The sequence below is a fragment of the Paeniglutamicibacter kerguelensis genome, assembly GCF_017876535.1.
GTDB classification, from domain to species: domain Bacteria; phylum Actinomycetota; class Actinomycetes; order Actinomycetales; family Micrococcaceae; genus Paeniglutamicibacter; species Paeniglutamicibacter kerguelensis.
Genome location: NZ_JAGIOF010000001.1, coordinates 2222681 through 2243549, shown reverse-complemented (window position 1 = coordinate 2243549; position 20869 = coordinate 2222681). Strand labels below are relative to the sequence as shown.

Here is a 20869-nt window from a genome sequence, read left to right as displayed (position 1 = left end):
GGCAAATCCGGAGCGGTAAGATTGAATGGGTATTTGTCACTTCGAAAGGACCGCCTCCGTGTCATTGCTTCAGACCATCAACGAGCCACGCGACCTGCAGGGTTTGGACATGGTCGAAATGCACCAGCTGGCCGACGAAATCCGGACGTTCCTCATCGACAACGTGGCACGCACCGGCGGGCACCTTGGCCCCAACCTCGGAGTGGTCGAGCTGACGCTCGGGATCCACCGGATCTTCGAATCCCCGCGCGATTCCATCATCTTCGACACCGGGCACCAGTCCTACGTGCACAAGCTGGTGACCGGACGCCAAGACTTCGCCACGCTGCGCCAGCAGGGAGGGCTTTCGGGCTACCCGGAACGCGCCGAATCCGTGCACGACATAGTTGAATCCTCGCACGCATCCTCCTCCCTTTCCTGGGCCGACGGAATTTCCCGCGCCCGCAAGCTCACCGGCGAATCGGACCGCTACGTCGTGGCGCTGGTCGGCGACGGGGCACTGACCGGAGGCATGGCCTGGGAAGCGGTCAACAACATCGCGGCCGACAAGGACCGCCGGGTGGTCATCGTCGTCAACGACAACGGACGCTCCTACGCGCCGACCATCGGCGGCCTGGCCGACCAGCTCGCGGGCCTCCGCCGGCAGCTCGACAAGTTCCGGACGCGTCCGGCCTACGAGCAGACCATGGACAAGCTCAAGGGCCGCCTCAAGGACTCCGGCGCCATTGGCCAGTTCGCCTACAAGTCGTTGCACGCCACCAAGAAGGGCTTCAAGGACTGGTGGGCGCCGCAGGGGCTTTTCGAGGACCTCGGCATGAAGTACCTCGGCCCCATCGACGGGCACAACCAGGCCGCTGTCGAAGAAGCCCTGCAGCAGGCCAAGCACTTCTCCGGTCCGGTCATTGTCCACGTGCTGACCGAAAAGGGCCGCGGCTACGCGCCGGCCCGAGCCGACGAGGCCGACCAGTTCCACGCCGTCGGCGTCATCGACCCGCAAACCGGCGAGCCGCTGAAGAAGGCCTCCGCGCGTTCCTGGACTTCCGTCTTCGGGGAGGAAATCGCTGACATCGCCGACGAGCGCAACGACATCGTTGCCATCACCGGGGCCATGCTGCTGCCGGTGGGACTCAAGACCATGTCCGAACGGCACCCCGAACGCGTGCTGGATGTCGGCATTGCAGAACAGCACGCGATGACTTCCGCTGCGGGCCTTGCCTTCGGCGGCCTGCACCCGGTGGTCTGCGTCTACGCGACCTTCCTGAACCGCGCCTTCGACCAGCTGCTCATGGACGTGGCACTGCACAAGGCTGGCGTCACGGTGGTCCTCGACCGCGCAGGCGTGACGGGCCCGGACGGGCCAAGCCACCACGGCATGTGGGACATGGCCCTGATGCAGATCATTCCCGGCGTGCACCTGGCCGCCCCCCGCGACGCGGTGCGCCTGTGCGAGGAACTGCGCGAAGCCGTAGCCATCAAGGACGCGCCGACCGTCGTCCGCTTCTCCAAGGGAGAGGTCGGGCCCGAGATCGTTGCGCTCGAGCGATTGCACGACGGCGTCGAGGTGTTGGCGAAGCTCGGTTCCGGCGAGGAGCGCGACGTGCTGATCGTCTCGGTCGGCGCCATGAGCGAACTCTGCCTGGATGTCGCAAGCAGGCTGAACGCCCAGGGCATCACCGTCACGGTCGTGGATCCGCGTTGGGTACTGCCGGTGCCGCGTTCGATCATCGGGCTGGCCGCCCGCCACCGCATCGTTGTCTGCATCGAGGACGGCGTGCGCGCCGGCGGCGTGGGTTCCCGGATCCGCCAGGAAATGCGTGCGGCAGGTGTCGACACGGCCCTGAACGAGGTCGGCCTGCCCACCGAATTCCTGGCACACGGAACCCGTGGCGAGGTCATGGACCGTATCGGGCTCAGCGCCGCGCAGATCGCCAACGACACCCTGGCGCAGGTCCTGGGCACCAAGGTGCCCTTCGCCCGTCCGCTGCCCGGCCAGGACCTGCCCACCGGACAGATCCCGCAGCTATGAAGCCGGCAGCGGTGATCCCCGCAGGTCTTCCACGCGACCCCGCAGGTGCCGCTGTCGGCGACATCGTGGTGGCCCGCGCCTGGAAGTACGACGGACAGCCCCACTGGGTGGTCCCCGGCTACTACCTGGGCAACGATGTCCACGGCCACTGGATCTACCAACCCGCGGGATCGCTGGTTTCGCGCCCCGGCCACGGCCACTGGGCAGACACCGATGCGGTGTGCCTGGTGCCGCGCACCGGGTACTGGGTCGGAACGTTTTACGACGACCCGGCCGCAGAGGACCTGCGCATTTACTTGGACCTCTCATCCCACATCGGCTGGCGCAAGCTGGCCCGCGGGGGATGGGAAGTGAACTCCGTGGACATGGACCTGGATGTTATCGAATCCAGGGAACACGGGGTCTTCCTGGACGACCAAGACGAATTTGCCGAACACTCGGCGCAGATGGCCTACCCGCAAGAGCTGGTGGCGGCCATCGAGCATGAAGCAGCATCACTTCTGGATCTGGTCGGCAGCGGGCAAGCGCCCTTTGACGACACCATGACCGTTTGGTTTACCCGCGGCCGCGCCGCATATTCCGACGCACCATCCCGCTAAAGGAGCACCACCACATGTCAATTGTCCGCACTTACCGCCGCGACGAAGACGGCACCCTGAATTTCCGCGAAGCCTGGTTCTCCCAGTACGAGGGTGAAGAGCTGGGGCAGTTTGTCGTCAACCACGGAACCGTTGGCCACCAGTCCAAGACCGAGACCGCCAAGGACGTCACCGAGGCAACCGCGCAGGGCCTGCTGGATGCCTTCAGCGAACAGTGCACCGAGGACGGCTTCCTGCCGCTGACCGAAGCCGACCAGCACTGGGTCATCGTGCAGTACACGCTGAAGTCCGTCGAAGGCACCGACCGCGACAAGTACCTGGAAACCACCGCCAAGGAAGCCCTGACCGGCCACCTGGCTTGGCGCGGCCTGGGCACCGTGGAGTCCTCGGACTATGCACCGCGCAAGCTCAACATCCGCATCCTGTCCCCGGAGCCCAAGCGTGCGGTTTCCGCCGTCAAGACCTGCCTGCGCGAGGCGAAGCTCGACTTCACCAAGCTCACCATCGCCACCGCACCGTTCGACGGACTGGACAACCTCAAGCAGGCCCACCCGTTGCCGGCCAAGGGAACCTTCTCCCTTTCCTAGGGTTTGATTTCACAGGCGTCGATGGGCCGGGTGCTGCAACGGGTTGTTCGTTGCAGCACCCGGCCCATAGTCATTTACCACTAAGTCAACTGCACTGGATGCCAGAAGGCGTTTGCATCGCGAATGCTGTCCGGAGCCGAACCCTCTACGACGTTCCCGGCCCCAAAGCAGCGTAACCACTCAATGTCGCCAGCTGGCAGACACGCCGGCCAGCCACTCTGCCCTGCCCAAAACACTTCGCCGACATGTGCAAAGAAGCCTGCCCCTACCCTCGCGAAAAGTTGGGGTAGGGTGCAGGCTTCATCCGTCGGAGCATGTCAATCGATAATTAATTATGCGGATGTGGTGTCAGCGAACAAACGCTGACACCACATCCGCCCGCGCTACCAGTGCGCACAGAGCGTGTGCATTATTCGTTTTTCGGTTGTACTTTTCGGCCTCGAAGCAGGGATATGACTACCCCGATACCAAGAAACAGTCCAGCACCCATAACCGATTCCAACATCGAGGAGCTAGTGAACCAGAGCAGGTAGGCAAAGATGAAAATGCTCCCGCCGAGGGACCAGATAACATCACTTTTTAGCATGATTCTTTCCTCAGATTATGCAAAGGGGCGTTGTCCATTCCCGGTTTCCCGGGGGATGAACAACGCCCCTTGCGAGTCAGTCCTGCACCAAAATGGCTAGGGCCTAGTCTGTTCCCGAATCAAAGGCGGCACGCTCCAGCGAGCGGTCCTGAGCCAATTCATCGGCGTCTACGGCTTCGGCGTCGACGATTGCCGAAGCGCCGCCTGCCTCCAGCTTGCCGACCAGTTCGACGGTCTTGCTGCCCAGCAGGCCCTGGTTGGCGTACTGCTCAAGACGCGAGCGGGAATCGGCGATGTCCAGGTTGCGCATGGTCAGCTGGCCGATGCGGTCCAGCGGGCCGAATGCCGAGTCGCCAACGCGCTCCATGGACAGCTTGTCCGGGTGGTAGCTGAGGTTCGGGCCCACGGTGTCCAGGACCGTGTAGTCGTCGCCGCGGCGCAGGCGCACCGTGACGGTGCCGGTGACGGCCGAACCGACCCAGCGCTGCAGCGATTCGCGCAGCATCAGGGCCTGCGGGTCCAGCCAGCGGCCTTCGTACATCAGGCGGCCCAGGCGGCGGCCCTCTGCGTGGTAGTTGGCCACGGTGTCTTCGTTGTGGATCGCGTTGAGCAGGCGCTCGTACGTGATGTGCAGCAGCGCCATGGCCGGGGCCTCGTAGATGCCGCGGGACTTGGCCTCGATGATGCGGTTTTCGATCTGGTCGCTCATGCCCAAACCGTGGCGGCCACCGATCTTGTTGGCTTCGTCGACCAATGCCACCGCATTGTCGAAACGAACGCCATTGATGGCGACGGGGCGGCCGGCCTCGAAGGACACGGAGACGTCTTCGGTCTTGACCTCGACCGACTCGTCCCAGTAGCGCACGCCCATGATCGGTTCAACCGATTCCAGGGACGTGTTCAGCAGCTCGAGGGTCTTGGCCTCGTGGGTTGCACCCCAGATGTTCGCGTCGGTGGAGTAGGCCTTTTCGGCCGAGTCGCGGTACGGGAAGTTGCGCTCAACGAGCCACTCGCTCATTTCCGAGCGGCCGCCGAGTTCCTGGACGAATGCCGGGTCGAGCCACGGCTTGTAGATGCGCAGCTTCGGGTTGGAGAGCAGGCCGTAGCGGTAGAAACGCTCGATGTCGTTGCCCTTGTAGGTGGAGCCGTCTCCCCACACATCAACACCGTCTTCGCGCATGGCGCGGACCAGCAGGGTGCCGGTGACGGCACGGCCCAGCGGGGTGGTGTTGAAGTAGGCCTTTCCACCGGAGCGGATGTGGAAGGCGCCACAGGCCAGGGCAACAAGGCCCTCTTCAACCAGTGCCGGCTTGCAGTCGACAAGGCGTGCGGCTTCTGCGCCGTACTCCAGGGCGCGGCCCGGGACTGCATCAATATTCGGTTCATCGTACTGACCAAGGTCACCGGTGTACGTGTAGGGAATGGCACCCTTTTCACGCATCCAGGCAACTGCAACGGACGTATCGAGGCCACCGGAGAACGCGATACCTACGCGTTCGCCAACGGGCAGGGAGGTGAGGACTTTAGACATGTTCCCCATCCTATAGGGTCTTTGGGGGTTTCCGGGGAACTTGGCAAGACGCTTCTGCGACATACTGTGCCGCGGGGCGCGGGCCGTGCTTGAATTTTCTGGGGGCCTTGGTCCCCGGTCCCCGGCGGCGATCCCGCCGAGGGCGGCGATTGATGCATAAATATTTGAGAGAGTGAATCCTTATGAGCACTGTGGAGCAACGACGTTTGGGCAATTCCGGGCTGGCGGTTTCGGTCGTCGGATTGGGCTGCAACAACCTGGGGCGGGCCGGTACCGCCACGCAGTCTCAGGAAGGCACAAACGCGGTCATCGGTGCCGCGCTTGAGTCAGGAATCACATTTTTCGATGTTGCGGATGTCTACGGCATGGAGCCCGGACTCTCGGAAACCATGCTCGGCAAGGCGTTGGGGTCGCGCCGCGACGAGGTGGTCATCGGCACCAAGTTCGGGCTGGATATGAATGGAGCCAACGGCAACGACTTCGGGGCCCGCGGTTCGCGCAGGTACATCATCAGGGCCGTCGAGGCATCCCTGAAGCGGCTGGGCACCGACTACATCGACCTCTACCAGTACCACTCGCCGGATGCGCAGACTCCCGTCGCCGAAACCCTTGCGGCACTCGATGACCTGGTGCGGGCCGGCAAGGTCAGGTACCTGGGGCATTCGAACCGGGCGGGCTGGCAGATCGCGGAAGCGGAATTCACCGCCAGGATGCAGGGCGGCGAGCGCTTCGTCTCCACCCAGAACCACTACAACCTGCTCGACCGCCGCGCCGAGCTCGAGGTGACCCCGGCCGCCGAGGCCTTCGGGCTGGGGCTGCTGCCGTACTTCCCGCTGGCAAACGGCTTGCTGACCGGCAAGTACTCCTCGGGGGAGGCGCCGGAAGGCAGCCGGCTGACCCATGCCCGGCAACACCTGATGCACACCGTCGACTTCGGGCAGCTGCGCCGCTTCTCCGACTTCGCCCGGGAGCGCGGCTTCAACGAGCTCGAGGTCGCGTTCTCCTGGCTTGCGGCCCAACCGGCGGTCGCCAGCGTGATCGCAGGGGCCACCCGCCCCGAGCAGGTCGAGCAGAATGCACGCGCGGTCTCTTGGAAGCCGGGGCCCGAGGACCTGGCCGAACTGGACGAGATCTTCCCCAAAGTCCCCAAGATCGCGCTGTTCTAGCCGATGACCTTGCCATTGACCCCGCCACGGGTCCGGATCCTGCTCGACAACGACACCGGGATCGACGACGCACTCGCCCTGGCCTACCTTGCGGCCTGCCCACACGTGGAGATCGTCGCGGTCACAGCCACCCCGGGAAACGTCGACGCCGACCAGGTCGCCGCGAACAACCGGGCCCTGCTGGCGCTGTGCGGGCAACCGCAGGTGCCTGTGCTCATCGGGGCGCGGGAACCGCTGCGCGTCCCGCTGGTCACGACCCCCGAAACCCATGGCCCGCAGGGGGTCGGCTACGCCACGCTGCCCGACCCGGGGCCCGCTGACCCCCAAACGGGGGAGCGGGACGCTGTCGACTACTGGATCGAGGCGGCCCGCGCCAACCCCGGGGAACTGACGGCCCTGCTGACCGCCCCGCTGACCAACTTCGCGCACGCGCTGCGCCGCGAGCCGAGGCTGCCCTGGCTGCTGCGACGGGTCGTGATCATGGGCGGTGCCTTCTATTACCAGGGCAACACCACCCCGACCGCGGAGTGGAACACGCACGTGGACCCGCACGCCGCCGCCGAGGTCTATGCCGCCTACACGGCCGCCGCCGAGGCCGGACTCGACGAGGAGAAGCTGCCGATCGTCTGCTCGCTGGACACCACCGAGCGCTTCGAGATGCAGCCGGCACTGCTCACCGACCTGGCCGCTGCGGCCGGCTGCGCTGAACCCGAGCACGTGCTCGCCGGCGACCCGGAGGGACAGCGCAGCACCGCCTCGAACCCGCTGGTGCGCTATCTCTCCGACGCGCTGCGCTTCTACTTCGAATTCCACCGCCACTACGACCAGGGCTACATCGCCCACGTGCACGACTTCTTCGCCGCCGGGATCGCCGCCGGAACCCTCGAGCACCGCAACCGCCCGGCGACCGTGGCCGTCGAAACCGAATCCCCGCTGCTGTTCGGGACCACCGTGGCGGACTTCCGCTCGCTCTGGGGAAAGCCGGCCAACGCCCGGGTGGTGTCCTGGAACGACCCGGAAACCGGGTTCGCCGAGCTCGTCGAGAGGCTCGGCGTCCTGGCCCGGCGGCTGGAGCCGGCCGACTGAGCGGTTGGCCCAGAGGCCGGGAAGTGGCCCGGGGAGTGCGCCCACGTGGGCTAGAATCATTCCCCGGGCCAAGGTGACATAGGCCCGTCGATCACACTCCCCGGCGCCACCGGTGTTCCCGCTGGCGTCTTCGTATCCGAGGAATGCCCCATGTCACCGAACCTGACCCTGCCCGAGACCGCCACCGGGAGCCCGCTGCGCCGCCGCCTGCTGGCCGCAACCGGAGCGCTGCTGCTCGCCGGCACCTACACCACCCTGGTGCTGACCCAGCCGGCCGGACTCACCGACGGCCTCGGGGCGTCCGTGGCCCTGGCGACCTTCGCAGCCTACCTGGCCGCAGCGGTCCTGCTGCTGGCCGCGGTGCTGCCCGAGCTGCCTGTCTCCACGCTCACCCTGATCCCCGTGGCGCTGGCGCTGAACATCGTGCTGGGCCAGTTCGTCGGCTCCGTGATGGTCCCGCTCTACCTTGACTCGCTGGGCACGGTGCTGGTCGGCTTCCTGGCCGGACGCCGGGCGGGTGCCGCCACCGGCGTGCTCGGCACGCTCATCTGGTCGCTGTTCAACCCGACCGTGCTGCCCTTCGCCGCCGGTGCCGCACTTGTCGGCTTCCTGGCTGGCACCGCCGCCCGCTTCGGCGCGCTGCGCCGCCCCTACCTGGCCCCGGTTGCGGGCCTTGCCGTCGGCGTGCTGGTCGGTGTGGTCTCCGCCCCGGTCGCCGCCTTCGTCTTCGGCGGGACCTCCGGGGTCGGCACCGGCGCCGTGGTCGCCGCATTCCGCTCCATGGGCGACTCGCTGCTCTCGGCCGTGACCAAGCAGGCGCTGATCTCCGATCCCGGGGACAAGGCCATCGTCTTCCTGCTCGCCGCACTGCTCATCTACGCGCTTCCCGGGCGCCTGACCGCAAGCTTCGCCTTCGTGCGCCGCCACCGCGTGCTCGGTTCACGGACCTCCCGCTAGGAACAGCCCGTGCCCCGCACCGCGCCGCTGCACCCGTTCACCGTGCTGGCCCTTGCGGCCGCCGTCACGGCAACCACCACGGCCGCTGGCCGCTGGTGGCTCAGCTGCGCCGTGCTGCTTGGGTGCCTGCTGCTGGCGGCGTGGGCCCGCCGCGCCCGCAAGCTGGCCGGGCTCTCCGCCGCCATCCTGCTGCCCGCCTGGGGTTCCCAGCTGCTCATCCACGGCATGGTCGATACCGCCGGCAGCCACGTGCTGGCCGCGGCCGGCCCGTTGCGGATCACCGCCGAGGGGCTGGCGACCGCCACCCAGCTGGGGCTGCGCACCGCGGTCCTGGTGGTCGCCGGGCTGCTGTGCACGCTGCTCATCAACCGGCACGACCTGGTCGCCGCGGTCGACCTCTCGCCCGCCCCGCCGCAGCTGGGCTACCTGCTGGCCGCCACCCTGTCCCTGCTTCCCCGGATGGCCGAGCGGCAGCGTGCCATCGGCGAGGCGCAGGCGCTGCGCGGCGCCGCCACCGGCACCGGGATCATGGGCTGGTGGCGGCGCGTCACCCTGCGCGCGGTGCCGCTGGTGCTCTCCTCCCTGCAGGACGCGGCCGACCGTTCGGCCCACCTGGCCGCACGCGGCTTCCCCGCCGCCGGCCCACACACCCGCTTGCGTTCCGTGCCGGATTCGGCCGCCCAGCGACGGATCCGCCGGGTGGCCCTGGCCTGCGTCGTGCTGGGCCCATTGGCCGTGCTGGCCCCGGCCTGGGCGACACTGGCATGAGTGAGAGGGACAACATGAAGACGAAGGACAAGACGGTGCTCGGGTTGGAATTGGAGAGGTTCCGCTTTTCAAGGGCCTTGCGCGACACGCTCGCCGGGATCGACCTGTCCCTGGAACCGGGATCGCTGACCGCCATCGTGGGCGGCTCCGGGTCCGGCAAGTCCACGCTCGGTGCGGTGCTGGCCGGGATGCTGCCGCGGCACGACGGCGACGAGCTGGAGGCGACGCTGCGCCTCGCCGGGCGGGAAATCCGCCACGGCGCCGGCAGTGGCGTGCGCATCGATCCGGTGGGGTGGGCCCGCCAGGTCGGGATGCTGCCCCAGGACGCCCGCCACTACCTCTCCGGGGTGCGCGAAACAGTGGAAGAGGAACTGGCCCTGGGCCTGGAGAACGCGGGGGTGCCGCGCACACAGATGCGGGCGCGGATCGCCGCGCTCGCGGACCGGCTGGGGCTGCACGCGCTGATGGACCGCGACCCGGGCAAGCTCTCCGGCGGACAGGAGCGACTCGTGGCGCTGGCCGCGCTCGCGCTCGGCGAGGCGCCGGTGCTGGTGCTCGACGAGCCGCTGGCCGGATTGGACACTGCGGCGGCGGCCCGCGTCTGTGCGCTGGTGGGCCGGCTGCGCTCCGAGGGCACCGCGGTGGTGCTGCTCACCCGCTTCATGGACCAGCTGGCGGCCGGTGCCGATCACGTGCTGTCACTTCGCGAGGGGAGTTGCCACGAAGTGGAATACGTCGCGCCGACGGCCCGCGCCGCAGCCCCTCCGGTCCGACGGCCGGTTGCCGACGGGCCCGCCCTGCTCGAGTTCTCCGGGATCGACCTTGGTTACCGGGGCTCCGCCGGATCTGTGGTGGCGGGGCTGGACCTCCAATTGAGGGCCGGGGAATGTGTCGCGCTGGCCGGGCCGAACGGTACCGGCAAGACCACGGTGCTCAAGGCCGCCGCCGGCCTGATGCGCCCAGCCGCCGGAGAGGTGGCCGGGAGCGCATCCTCGGGCGGGTCCGTGGGTCTGCTGCTGCAGAATCCCGTCGACCAGTTGTTCGAGCGCACGGTCCGCCGTGAGGTCGCGTTCGGCCTTCCCAAGCGTGCTCCCCAGGCCGCCCGGATCCCGGAGGTGCTGGCCTCGCTGGGGTTGGCCGACGAGGCGGAGACCCACCCCTACGAGTTGCCGGCCTCGGCCCGCCGGCTGGTCGCCCTGGCCACGGTGCTGGTGCGTGAACCCACGGTGCTGTTGCTCGACGAGCCGACCGAGGCGCTGGATGCGGACGGGCTGGCCCTGCTGCACACGGCGATCGAGACAGTGTTGGACCGCGGCGGCGCGGTGCTGCTTGCCACCCACGACGAGGCGTTCATGGCCGCCACCGCGCACCGTGTGCACAGGATGGGTCCGGCCGCTCCCGCCCGGATCTAGGGTTGGTTGTCACGCATCCGGACGTCAACCGGATGCGGGCGTGCGCACGATGGAGTGACAGTGTCACCAGCTATCGTGTACCTGCTGTCATCGGCGACCGTGTCTGCATACGGCCCGCCATCCGAGTGATTTGCCCGAGAGATGGAAACAAAAAGAGAACTGGACCGGGATCGTCCATCGGGCAGCCGCATGGTGTGATGGAATCGGGGGATGGAGATCCGTCCCTACGCCGAGACCGATGCCCCAGCGACGCTGGGCGTGTTCTTGGCGGCGGTCACGGAGACTGCTTCGGCGCACTACTCAGCGGAGCAGATCGCTGCATGGGCGCGGGCGGATGAACGCGATGCCATCCAATGGAACACCGCGAGGAAGTCGCTCAATACCTACGTGGCCGCCATCGGGGCCGAGGTCGCAGGCTTCTCCGACGTCGAAGCCGATGGCTACATCGACATGATGTTTGTCGCCCCCAAGTTCGGTCGACGCGGCGTCGCCGGCGCCCTCCTGGCGCATCTCCGCGCAATCGCGGTAGGAACCAGCGCATCCGAGCTGTACGCCAACGCGAGCATCACGGCACGGCCATTCTTCGAGCGGCACGGATTTGCCGTGGTCGCCGAGCAGCACCCGGTCTCACGCGGCGTAGAGATGACCAACTACAGGATGTTGCTCCCGCTCTAGAGCCGATCCCGGACCCGTCTGCACGAACGCTTCAACAACGGTCTCAGGCACACGCGGTTCAGTTCTTTGGGGATGTCCTTGGACGGCCCTCTGCCATTTTCCAAAGTCGTCTGCTCGCCGTCGGCAGCCGTGGCTTTCCGGTAGCCGCCGAAGTCCTTGCATGGCAGCCATGGCCCAGTTCCGGCGCCACGGATACGCCGCCTCGTGAGGGAAGTTTGGTTGCAAGTGAACGATCCGGCCCAATCCCTCGTCTTATTGGATGGAGCCGGTCTTCGGCGCGATTGTTTGGTTCTGTAGCCGGGGCCTGCCATGAATGCATCCCCCGGAGCCGGTCAAACACGTCAGCCGAATTTCCCGACGTGTCTCAGGCGACACGTTGGTCCTGATCCCAAAAACAAACCCACAGAGGAGCCGCACTTTATGAACAAGCGAATCAGTACAACCATGGCAGTGCTATCCCTGACAGCGCTGGCGCTCGCCGGCTGCAACGCCGCAACAGATACCGCCGCCGGTGCAATATCCCAGACCGCCGGTGCCGCGGCCAGTTCGAACCCGGCGGTTCCCGAAGACGATAAAACTTTATTTGACGCCGATATCACCAACAACTCCCTTGCCGTGAGCCCGGATGAGAAAACCGCGGTGGTCTCGGACAGCCGCGAAAAGTCAGTCCTGATCTATGACCTGGCCGAAGGTGTGCTGCGCAAGAAGATCGGTGGCTTTGGCACGCCGCGGAACATTGTGTTCATCGACGGCGGCTCGCAATTTGTCGTCTCCGACAGCAGCCTCGGCACCCTCCGCTTTTACAGCACGGTGGACTATACGCTGCAGGATGAAGTCGTGGTTGGACCGGGAGCATTCGGAACCGCGGTAAGTCCCGATGGAAAGAGCATGTATGTGAACAACCAGGCACATAGCTCAGTCACCGTCGTCGATCTTGATGCGCGGAAACCGACCGACGTAATCACCGGATTTTCCCAGCCACGGCAAGGCATCAAGGTATCTCCGGACGGAAAGCATGTTTTTGTGACGAACTTCGAGGGCGATAAGGTCACCGTTTTCGACGCCGCCAGCAGGAAGATTATCAGCGAACTGACCGGGTTCTCCAAGATCCGGGGAATCTCCGTGACCGCTGACGGGAAGACGCTGTATGCCGCAAACAGCGGGCGCAACAGCATCTCAATGGTCGACCTGCGGAAGGGAAATACAACGACCGAAATCGAAGTCGGCCGCGAACCGTATGGTGCCGCCCTATCACCGGACGGCAAACTTCTTTTCGCCAGCAACAAGGCCGACAACACCATTGACGTCATCGACGTCACCGAAAACACGGTCGTGAAGACACTCGGGGGCTTCGAGGAGCCCCGCCAGGCAATTGTCTTCAGCCACGGCCAAGATCGGGCGTATGTGTTGAACCGGGATCTTTCTGTTGCCCGTGTAAACGTCGAAGACCTTTCCATAACTGACACGGTCCGGCAGTAGCCCGGAGAAGGCAGGTCTACCTACCGCAAGACGGCCCTTTCAAGCTCATGTCGGGGTGCGAATGCTGCGCGCGGCCGACCCCCGTGTGACATGAGCCCAGCCGCTTGGTGCGAGCCTCCCCGCGGAACCCTCATGGGGACAGATTTCTTGGGCCACGGATAGTTGCATGCGTGGATGCGCCTGCGAGGCTTCTCATGCGAATGCCATTGATGTCGACTGTCCATTGAGTTGGCCCGCGATTCGAAGATAGATTCGAAGAGTGTGGACGGACATTCCCTGGTCGGAAGTCGAATTCATGCTCGGAGCATTCCACCATGTGGCAGTTCTAGGATCATCCGCAGTGGTGAGGATCGGTTCCTGAGTGGGCCACAAGACCCGAACCGAGAATGAAGTCCACAATCTCGATGCCAATGCAAAGATCAGTCTGCCGTTCCAGATTCCGCAAATGTTCCCTCCACTGGTTCGTCGCCAATGGTGCGGCCCGTCCGACGAACAGCATGGCATCTGCCTTCTGGTGCCGCCAGTGGCAACCCGAGGCGCCCGTAAGGTGCATCCACACATATTCCCGAATCGCCCCGTTGGAGGGCCGAAGGCTAACCGGTACATTCACCGCCGCTTGATTTATTTAGCGTGAATTTCCGTACCGATCATCCTCAGACGCCTTGTCCGGGTCGGGCGATTCAACGATCGGGTTCATGGCCGGGGGCTTCGGCGCCGAAGTCCCCGGCGTCGCTCAGTAACCCCGCGAGGTGTCGGTCAGGCCTTGCGACGATTCCAGCGTGGAAATGAACTCATCGGTGGTGGCCGGGGTGGAGAACATCGGGTAGTTGAACCGCACCGCGGACTCGCCCTCTTCCACGCTCGTCGCGGCAACGGCGTCGGTGAGCGTCACGACCTCGAAGCCGCGCTCGTAGGCGGTGCGCATCGTGGATTCCACGCAGCAATTGGTGAGGAAACCGGCAAGCGCGACTTTCCGGATGCCCTTGGAGCGAAGGATGAAGTCGAGGTTGGTGCTGCCGAAGGCATCGAGGCCGCGCTTTCCCTCGATGACAATGTCGGATTCAACTGGCGCAAAGCGTTCGTCGATTTCCGCGCCCCACTGGCCTTTGACGAAAGCCGTGGCGTCGACGACTCCCTTGAGGATGCCATAGGGGTGGGAGGATATCTCGTTGTAGCCCGGTGCGAAGCTGATCGGCGCGTGGATGACCGTGGCCCCGTTTTCGCGGGCCGCTGCCAGCACCTTCGCTGCGTTGTCCAGTGTCGAGTTCGCTTCGATGGAATCCTTGACCGCGTCATGCAGGACGCCGCCGGGGGAGGTGAAGTCGTTCTGGAACTCGATGAAGACAACCGCTGTGGATTCGTTGGACATGACGGGGCTCCCTTGTCGGTGCTTGGTTGCCAGAAGTGGCATCACCAGCGAATCTAGTACGCCCCACGGCGTTGGGGAAGGTGTTGCCGTTGATTGCGCGCCCTAGGCATCGGGTGTGCCCGGAGCCTAGGGTTGTGGCCATGTGGAGTGACGTCCCGGTCCATGAGCCGGAGCCTGGTTGGGAGCTGTTGCCGGAGAACGGCTGGTTTGCCATGATCGGCTGGGTCGCGGGGCTAGCAAACCTGCGCAGATTCCCCGGCAGCGATGTCGGAAGAACGGTTCGGGTCACATGCATCGAGCACGGCTCGGAAAGAACCTATCTGGAGCCGTTCGGCGCCGAAGACCGCGCTGACGTTGACGAGTCGGTCAATGGCTACCTCGCCGATGCGGGGATTCCTCCCCGGCCATCCGGTTTCGATTGGTACCTGAGGGTCCCCGAGGGCTGGCCGGGGGAATCTGCCGTGCCCGATGCGCTGAGCTCTCGCATCCTCCAACGGCAACGGGCAAGCGAAACCCGCCCCGACCAAGTCCTGGAAATCATGGAGTCGATCGTGGGCGGGTTCTATGTGCGGGGGAGAACCCGTAGGGGCAGCCAATGCCCCCATGTGGCCGGATATGGAACTACACGTAAATCAGCACGTCCTGGCCCTTGATTGATGCTGCAATGCGTTCCAGGGCGCCGCGTGCCGGACCGGCGATGGCCTTGCCGTCGGAGGGCTGGAAGTAGGATCCGTGGCAGGGGCAGTAGAAGTCCTCGCCCTGGGGCGCCTTGGTGGTGACCGCGCAACCCTGGTGCGTGCAAATGGCGGTGTAGGCCAGCACCGTCTTTTCATTGGGGCGGAAGAGCAGGAAACCCGCATCCTTGGTCTTTCCGTCGACCGCGGTGCGCTGCGCGGTGACGGAGAGCCTGGTCCCGACCCCCAACTCCGAAAGCGTTGCCACGACCGTGCCCTCGCCGCTGGGTTCGGGCGGGGCTGAGGGGACGTTGTTCGGCGCGGCGGATGAGCCGTCGCCGCACGCTGCCAAGGCAACGGCAGCGCCGGCCGCCATGGTGGATCCAACAAAGGCACGACGGGTCTGTGGAGAAATGGAACTCATGCCCTCCATCATTCCACGGGCCGGCACCGAGCCCGGCTACAGGTAGATCTTGACCTTGTCGCCTTCGATGCTCGTGGCGTAGCGGGTCAGCGCCTTCTCAGCGGGACCTTGGGCGACCGAGCCATCCGCTTTGGCGAACTCGGATCCGTGGCACGGGCAAATGAAATTCGTGCTGTCACCGGTTCCCACCTTGCATCCCTGGTGGGTGCAGACCGAGGTGTACGCCAGGACTGTCGTTTCATCGGGACGGTAGAGCAGGTAGTTGTGCCCTTCGACCGTCACGGAGGTTGTTCCCTGGACCGGGAGCTGGGACAGTTCGGTGGCTTCATACGCGGTGCCGGTGGGGGAAGGGATCGGGTCGGCAGATTTGCCGGACCCGCACGCCACCAAGGTGACGGCGGCGCCGGCCGCCAAGGAAGTACCAAGAACAACCCTGCGGGTGGGCAACAAAGTGAGGTTCTGTTTCATATGCACAGTGTTGCGTACAAACGGCCCAACGTCGATGGATGGGGGAGGATGAATCTTGGCGATAGCCTTCCGGACCACGGACAACGGGTGGCCCGGAAGCATTTGCTCTCGGGCCACCCGCAATCCAATGCCCGATCTCTAGCTTTGGTGGAACTTCTTCCCGTTGACCCGCTCGGACGCGCCGACCTGGTCAAGGTACGGAGTGATGCCGCCCAGGTGCATCGGCCAGCCCGCGCCCATGATCATGCACAGGTCGATGTCCTCCGGGCCCGCCACGACGCCCTCCTCAAGCATCAGGCCGATCTCCTGAGCCAGGGCGTCCTGGGTGCGGAGCAGCAACTCCTCTGCCGTGCTCGGGTTCGAGCCGAACGCCAGGAGCTTCAGCGTCGATTCGGGGATTTCCTGCCCGCCCTCGGACGTCGGGACCCACAACGATTTGATGCCGTTGTCGATCAGCACCTGCAGGTTGTTCGAGACGCGGAAGCGCTCGCCGAATGCCGCGTGCAGGGACCCGGACACGTGGTGCGCCACCGGGATGCCGACCATGGCCAGCAGGGTGAAGGGCGTCATCGGCAATCCCATGGTGCGCAGCGCGGTGTCCGCGACCGTGGCGTCGGTGCCGTCGTCGAAGGCATTGGACACCTCGCCCATCAGGCGCAGCAGGATGCGGTTGACGACGAATGCGGCCTCATCCTTGACCAGCACGCTGGTCTTGCGCAGCGCCTTGCCCAGAGTGAAGGCCGTGGCCAGCGCAACGTCGTTGGTGTGTTCGGTGCGCACGATCTCCAGCAGCGGCATCAACGCCACCGGGTTGAAGAAGTGGAATCCGACCAGGCGTTCGGGGTGCTTGAGGTCCCTGCCCATCTCCGTGACCGACAGCGAGGAGGTGTTGGTGGCCAGGATGCACTCGGGGGAGATGACGGCCTCCACCTCGGCGAAGACCTGCTTCTTGACGGCGAGTTCCTCGAAGACTGCCTCGATCACGAAGTCGGCATCGGCGAAGGTCTCCTTGGCGACCGATCCGGTGACCAGGGCCTTGGTGCGGTTTGCCGCGTCGGGGGAGATGCGTCCCTTGGCCAGCTGCTTGTCGACCTCGCCGTGGATGTAGGCGAGCCCCTTGTCCACGCGTGCCTGGTCGATGTCGGTGATGACAACTGGCACCTTCAGGCCCTTGGCGAAGAGCAGCGCCAGCTGCCCGGCCATCAAGCCGGCACCCACGACGCCGACCTTGGTGACGGGCCGGGCGAGCTTGGCATCCGGTGCCCCGGCTGGGCGCTTGGAACGCTTCTGCGTCAGGTCCAGGAAGGAGTACACGGTGTTGTGGAAGGCGTTGGTCTGCATGAGCCCGGTGAGCGCGGAGATTTCCAGCTGGGCGGACTCGGCCTGGCTGATGCCCGCACCCGCCTCGAAGACCTCGATCACCTTGGCCGGTGCCGGGGCGGCGTTGGAGGTCTTGGCCTCGACGAATGCGCGGGCCTTGGCAGCGGCCGCCGCCCAGCGGGCCGCGACGGCGGGATCGGTGTTGGGCTCCACCGCGTGGGGGCGCTTGACCTCGACGCTGCCGTCGAGCACGCCGCCGGCCCAGAGCAGGGACTGCTCCAGGAAGTCGGCGGGCTCGAAGAGCGCGTCGGCGATGCCGATCTTGGCGGCCGCAACGCCGTTGAGCGAGCGGTTGTTGTTCAGCGGGTTTTCAATCATGACCGTCATGGCGGCTTCCGGGCCGGTGAGCCGCGGCAGCCGGTAGACCCCGCCCCAGCCCGGGATCAGGCCGATGAAGGCCTCCGGCAATCCGATGCCGTTGGCTCCGCTGGAGACCGTGCGGTAGGTGCAGGCTAAGGCGATCTCCAGGCCGCCGCCCAGGGCGACGCCGTTGATGAACGCGAAGGTCGGCACGCCCAGGTCCGCCAGCAGGTCGTAGGCCGCGTGGCCCAGGGCTGCCATGGCCGCGCCGTGCTCGGGGGAGGAGAGATGCTTGACGCCGGACAGGTCGGCACCGGCGACCAGGAAGTGCGGCTTGCCGGTCACGGCCAGCGCGTCGATTTCCCCGGCCGCGGCGCGCGCCTTCTGCTCGGTGAGCACGCCGTGCAGTTCAATCAGCGTGTTGGGGCCCAACGTGGTCGGCTTGGTGTGGTCAAGCCCGTTGTCCAGGGTCAGCAGAGCCAGTCGCTTGCCGCCGGGCAGGAGGACGTCGGTGAGCAGCGAGTGGGTGATGATTTCATTCGGGATCGCCGCCGCGAGGGCGGAGAAGTTTTCGATGGTGCCCTGGCTCATGGCTAGGCGTCCTTTCCAAAGTCGGCGTGGTGCGGGTTTTCCCAGACGACGGTGCCGCCCATGCCCAACCCGATGCACATGGTGGTCAGTCCGTATCGGACCGAGGGGTCTTCCTCGAACTGGCGGGCCAGCTGTGTCATCAGCCGCACGCCGGAGGATGCCAGCGGGTGGCCCACGGCGATGGCCCCGCCGTAGCGGTTCACGCGGTCATCCTCCTGGTCGATGCCGAAGTGGTCCAGGAAGGAAAGCACCTGGACGGCGAAGGCCTCGTTGATTTCGAACAGCCCGATGTCCCCGATGCCCAGGCCCGCCTGGGCCAGCGCCTTCTCGGTGGACGGAACCGGGCCGATGCCCATGACCTGCGGCTCGACCCCGGCGAAGGCGTAGGAGACCAGGCGCATCTTCACGGGCAGGCCGAGTTCCTCGGCGGCGTCGGCGCTGGCCAGGATCGCCGCGGTGGCACCGTCGTTCAGCCCTGCGGCGTTGCCGGCGGTGACGCGCCCGTGGGCGCGGAAGGGGGTGCGCAGCTCGGCCAGCGAGTCGATGGTGGTGCCGGGGCGCGGCGGCTCGTCGGCGGTGTGCAGCTTCCAGCCCTCCTCGGGGCGGCGGGCCGCGACGGGGACCATGTCCGGCTGGATCTGCCCGGCGCGGTAGGCCGCGGCGAGTTTTTCCTGCGACGCGACAGCGTAGCGGTCCGCCCGTTCCTTGGTGATGGCCGGGAAGCGGTCGTGCAGGTTCTCCGCGGTGTTGCCCATGTTCAGGGCCGCGGGGTCCACGATGCGCTCGGAGAGGAAGCGTGGGTTGGGATCCGCGCCGGCACCCATCGGGTGGTTGCCCATGTGCTCCACGCCGCCGGCGATGACCACGTCGTAGGCGCCGAAGGCGATCGATCCGGCCGTGGTGGTCACCGCAGTCATGGCACCGGCGCACATGCGGTCGATGGCGAATCCGGGGACCGACTGGGGCAGGCCCGCCAACATCGCCGCGGTGCGGCCAATGGTCAGGCCCTGGTCGCCGGTCTGGGTGGTGGCCGCGATGGCCACCTCGTCGATGCGTTCGGCCGGCAGCGAGGGGTTGCGGCGCATCAGGTCGCGGATGCACTTGACGACCAGGTCGTCGGCGCGGGTGCCGTGGTAGATGCCCTTGTCCCCGGCCTTGCCGAAGGGGGTGCGGACGCCGTCGACGAAGACGACGTCGCGGACCTGGCGCGTGGCCTGGCGCGTGTTCACTGACTGGGGGCTCACCGGTGCTCCTTGCGTTGCGGGGGGTGGAATGTGATCCACCCCATACGCTACTGGTCGGTAACTTAGAGCGCAAGTGGCAAAGCCGGACGGGATCGGCGCGCCGTGTCCGGGCATGAAAAAACCGGTGCTCGCCTTCTCGTTCTCGGGAGAGGGGAGCACCGGTTTTACTTGGCGTTTTCCTAGCGGGAGGCCAACTTGTCCGGGTCCAGCAGGGCCACGGTGATCACCGGGGCCACCAGGTCGATCTGCCACTGGCGGGCGCCGAGTTCGCGCAGGGCCTCGGTCACGGTGTCCAGGTCGATCTCTGCCGGCGGCTTCCAGCACAGGCGGCGCAGGTAGTCCGGCGTCAGCAGGTTTTCCAGCGGGATGTTCCAGCTCTCGGCGGTGCGCGTGATCCGGGTCTTCGCGGTCTGCAGGCGTGCCGCGGCCACGGGGTCCTTGTCCGCCCAGACGCGCGGCGGGGGCGGCGCGTTGGACGGCACCTGGTTCGGCGGCAGGTCCTGGGTGTTACGGGCGTCCTGCAGGGCGCGCAGCCAGCGCGGCGCGTCCTTGGCGGCCGAACGGCCGTGGAACCCCGGGGTCTTCAGCAGCGCCGGGACGCTGGTGGGCATGGCCTTGGCGGCCGCGACAAGGGCGGAGTCGGGGATCAGCCGGCCGGGGGCAACGTCGCGGCTGCGGGCCAGCGCCTCGCGGGCCTCCCACAGGTGCTTGACCGCGGCAAGGGTCTTGCGGTCGCGGATCTGGTGCAGCCCGGAGGTGCGGCGCCACGGGTCGGTGCGCGGGGGAGCTGCCGGCGCCGTGCGCACGGCCTCGAATTCCTGCTCGGCGAACTCGAGCTTGCCGTCGGCCTCGAGGATCTTGATGAGCTCCTCGCGCAGCCGGTCCAGCACCTCGACGTCCAGGGCCGCATAGCGCAGCCACGGCTCGGGCAGCGGACGGGTCGACCAGTCGGCGGCCGAGTGTTCCTTGGCCAGGCGCAGGCCCAGCAGCGATTCCACGGCCGGGCCCAGGCCCACGCGCGGCAGGCCGGCGATGCGCGCGGCGAGCTCGGTGTCGAAGAGCCGGGCCGGTGCCATGCCGAGTTCGGCCAGGCACGGAAGGTCCTGGGAGGCGGCGTGCAGGATCCAGGTCTCGTCGCCGATGGCCTGCTGGATCTCGTCCAGGTTCTCGAACGGCTCGGGGTCGATCAGCCAGGTTCCGGAGCCCTCGCGGCGCAGCTGGACCAGGAAGGCGCGCTGGCCGTAGCGGAAGCCGGAGGCTCGCTCGGCGTCGACGGAAACGGGTCCGCTGCCTGCGGCGATGGCGCGCGCGGCGCGCTTGAGCCCGGGAACGGTGACGATGACCTCGGGAACGCCGTCGCGCGGGGTGTCCAGCAGAATCGGTTCGGCAACAACCTCCCCGGCCTGTGGTTCCGGCGACTCCGGGGCTGCGGTGTCGAGGCTGGGGGCATCTGTTGCGCCGGGGCGCTGGGCGTGTTCGGTACGGGTCATGGTGCCTCCAATTCTAGTACCGAATGCAAGCGCGGGGGATTTGGCGTCCGCGGGGGC

18 protein-coding genes are annotated in these 20869 nt (G+C 66.5%); 11 read left to right on the top strand and 7 right to left on the bottom strand.

The window, feature by feature from the left end:
* The first annotated feature begins 58 nt into the window (after positions 1–58).
* The 3 genes from dxs to JOF47_RS10215 are packed head-to-tail and all read left to right on the top strand — an operon-like array spanning position 59 to position 3212.
* A complete protein-coding gene (dxs, locus tag JOF47_RS10225) occupies positions 59–2026 on the top strand; it encodes a 1-deoxy-D-xylulose-5-phosphate synthase (RefSeq protein WP_209997470.1) in 1968 nt (655 codons plus the stop codon).
* Positions 2023–2625 (top strand): DUF402 domain-containing protein, encoded by a 603-nt coding sequence (locus JOF47_RS10220; RefSeq protein ID WP_209997469.1) that lies wholly within the window; start codon positions 2023–2025, stop codon positions 2623–2625. The genes dxs and JOF47_RS10220 overlap by 4 nt, the downstream gene beginning before the upstream one ends.
* A gap of 14 nt (positions 2626–2639) precedes the next feature.
* On the top strand, positions 2640–3212 hold the full coding sequence (locus JOF47_RS10215; RefSeq protein ID WP_209997468.1) for a hypothetical protein: 573 nt from the start codon (positions 2640–2642) through the stop codon (positions 3210–3212).
* A gap of 689 nt (positions 3213–3901) precedes the next feature.
* Here the strand turns inward: JOF47_RS10215 and argG are convergent.
* Entirely contained in the window at positions 3902–5329 is a 1428-nt protein-coding gene (gene argG / locus JOF47_RS10210; RefSeq protein ID WP_209997467.1) for an argininosuccinate synthase, read from the bottom strand.
* 182 nt (positions 5330–5511) lie between these two features.
* Between argG and JOF47_RS10205 the strand changes: the two genes are divergently transcribed.
* The 7 genes from JOF47_RS10205 to JOF47_RS10175 all read left to right on the top strand — a co-directional run bounded on the left by JOF47_RS10205 (position 5512) and on the right by JOF47_RS10175 (position 12872).
* Entirely contained in the window at positions 5512–6495 is a 984-nt protein-coding gene (locus JOF47_RS10205; protein WP_209997466.1) for an aldo/keto reductase, read from the top strand.
* Between the two features lie 3 nt (positions 6496–6498).
* On the top strand, positions 6499–7581 hold the full coding sequence (locus JOF47_RS10200) for a nucleoside hydrolase (protein ID WP_209997465.1): 1083 nt from the start codon (positions 6499–6501) through the stop codon (positions 7579–7581).
* 150 nt (positions 7582–7731) lie between these two features.
* Positions 7732–8538 carry an ECF transporter S component gene (locus tag JOF47_RS10195; RefSeq protein ID WP_209997464.1) on the top strand — a complete coding sequence of 269 codons (807 nt, stop codon included), beginning with the start codon at positions 7732–7734 and terminating at the stop codon, positions 8536–8538.
* 9 nt (positions 8539–8547) lie between these two features.
* A complete protein-coding gene (locus tag JOF47_RS10190; protein ID WP_209997463.1) occupies positions 8548–9306 on the top strand; it encodes an energy-coupling factor transporter transmembrane component T family protein in 759 nt (252 codons plus the stop codon).
* Entirely contained in the window at positions 9303–10718 is a 1416-nt protein-coding gene (locus tag JOF47_RS10185; RefSeq protein WP_209997462.1) for an ATP-binding cassette domain-containing protein, read from the top strand. Before JOF47_RS10190 ends, JOF47_RS10185 begins: the two co-directional genes overlap by 4 nt.
* Before the next feature lie 210 nt (positions 10719–10928).
* Positions 10929–11393: a GNAT family N-acetyltransferase gene (locus tag JOF47_RS10180; protein WP_209997461.1), complete on the top strand. Its 465-nt coding sequence runs from the start codon at positions 10929–10931 to the stop codon at positions 11391–11393.
* Positions 11394–11813: 420 nt separating this feature from the next.
* Positions 11814–12872 (top strand): YncE family protein, encoded by a 1059-nt coding sequence (locus JOF47_RS10175; protein ID WP_209997460.1) that lies wholly within the window; start codon positions 11814–11816, stop codon positions 12870–12872.
* A gap of 733 nt (positions 12873–13605) precedes the next feature.
* Here JOF47_RS10175 and JOF47_RS10170 read toward each other — a convergent pair.
* Positions 13606–14241: a cysteine hydrolase family protein gene (locus JOF47_RS10170; RefSeq protein WP_209997459.1), complete on the bottom strand. Its 636-nt coding sequence runs from the start codon at positions 14239–14241 to the stop codon at positions 13606–13608.
* A gap of 140 nt (positions 14242–14381) precedes the next feature.
* Here JOF47_RS10170 and JOF47_RS22505 point away from each other — a divergent pair, with 140 nt between their 5' ends.
* Positions 14382–14894, top strand: a complete 513-nt coding sequence (locus JOF47_RS22505) for a DUF5956 family protein (RefSeq protein WP_377737790.1) — start codon at positions 14382–14384, stop codon at positions 14892–14894.
* Here JOF47_RS22505 and JOF47_RS10165 read toward each other — a convergent pair.
* The 5 genes from JOF47_RS10165 to JOF47_RS10145 form a co-directional block, all read right to left on the bottom strand.
* The gene (locus JOF47_RS10165; protein ID WP_209997458.1) at positions 14863–15339 is read right to left on the bottom strand and encodes a Rieske (2Fe-2S) protein; all 477 of its coding nucleotides are present in this window, start codon (positions 15337–15339) and stop codon (positions 14863–14865) included. The genes JOF47_RS22505 and JOF47_RS10165 overlap by 32 nt on opposite strands.
* A 36-nt stretch (positions 15340–15375) precedes the next feature.
* Entirely contained in the window at positions 15376–15807 is a 432-nt protein-coding gene (locus JOF47_RS10160) for a Rieske (2Fe-2S) protein (RefSeq protein ID WP_209997457.1), read from the bottom strand.
* A 138-nt stretch (positions 15808–15945) separates the two neighbouring features.
* Positions 15946–18078 carry a 3-hydroxyacyl-CoA dehydrogenase NAD-binding domain-containing protein gene (locus JOF47_RS10155; RefSeq protein WP_209997456.1) on the bottom strand — a complete coding sequence of 711 codons (2133 nt, stop codon included), beginning with the start codon at positions 18076–18078 and terminating at the stop codon, positions 15946–15948.
* A 2-nt stretch (positions 18079–18080) separates the two neighbouring features.
* Positions 18081–19322: a thiolase family protein gene (locus tag JOF47_RS10150; RefSeq protein ID WP_342592754.1), complete on the bottom strand. Its 1242-nt coding sequence runs from the start codon at positions 19320–19322 to the stop codon at positions 18081–18083.
* 179 nt (positions 19323–19501) lie between these two features.
* Positions 19502–20812: an HRDC domain-containing protein gene (locus tag JOF47_RS10145; RefSeq protein ID WP_209997454.1), complete on the bottom strand. Its 1311-nt coding sequence runs from the start codon at positions 20810–20812 to the stop codon at positions 19502–19504.
* Between the last annotated feature and the right edge of the window lie 57 nt (positions 20813–20869).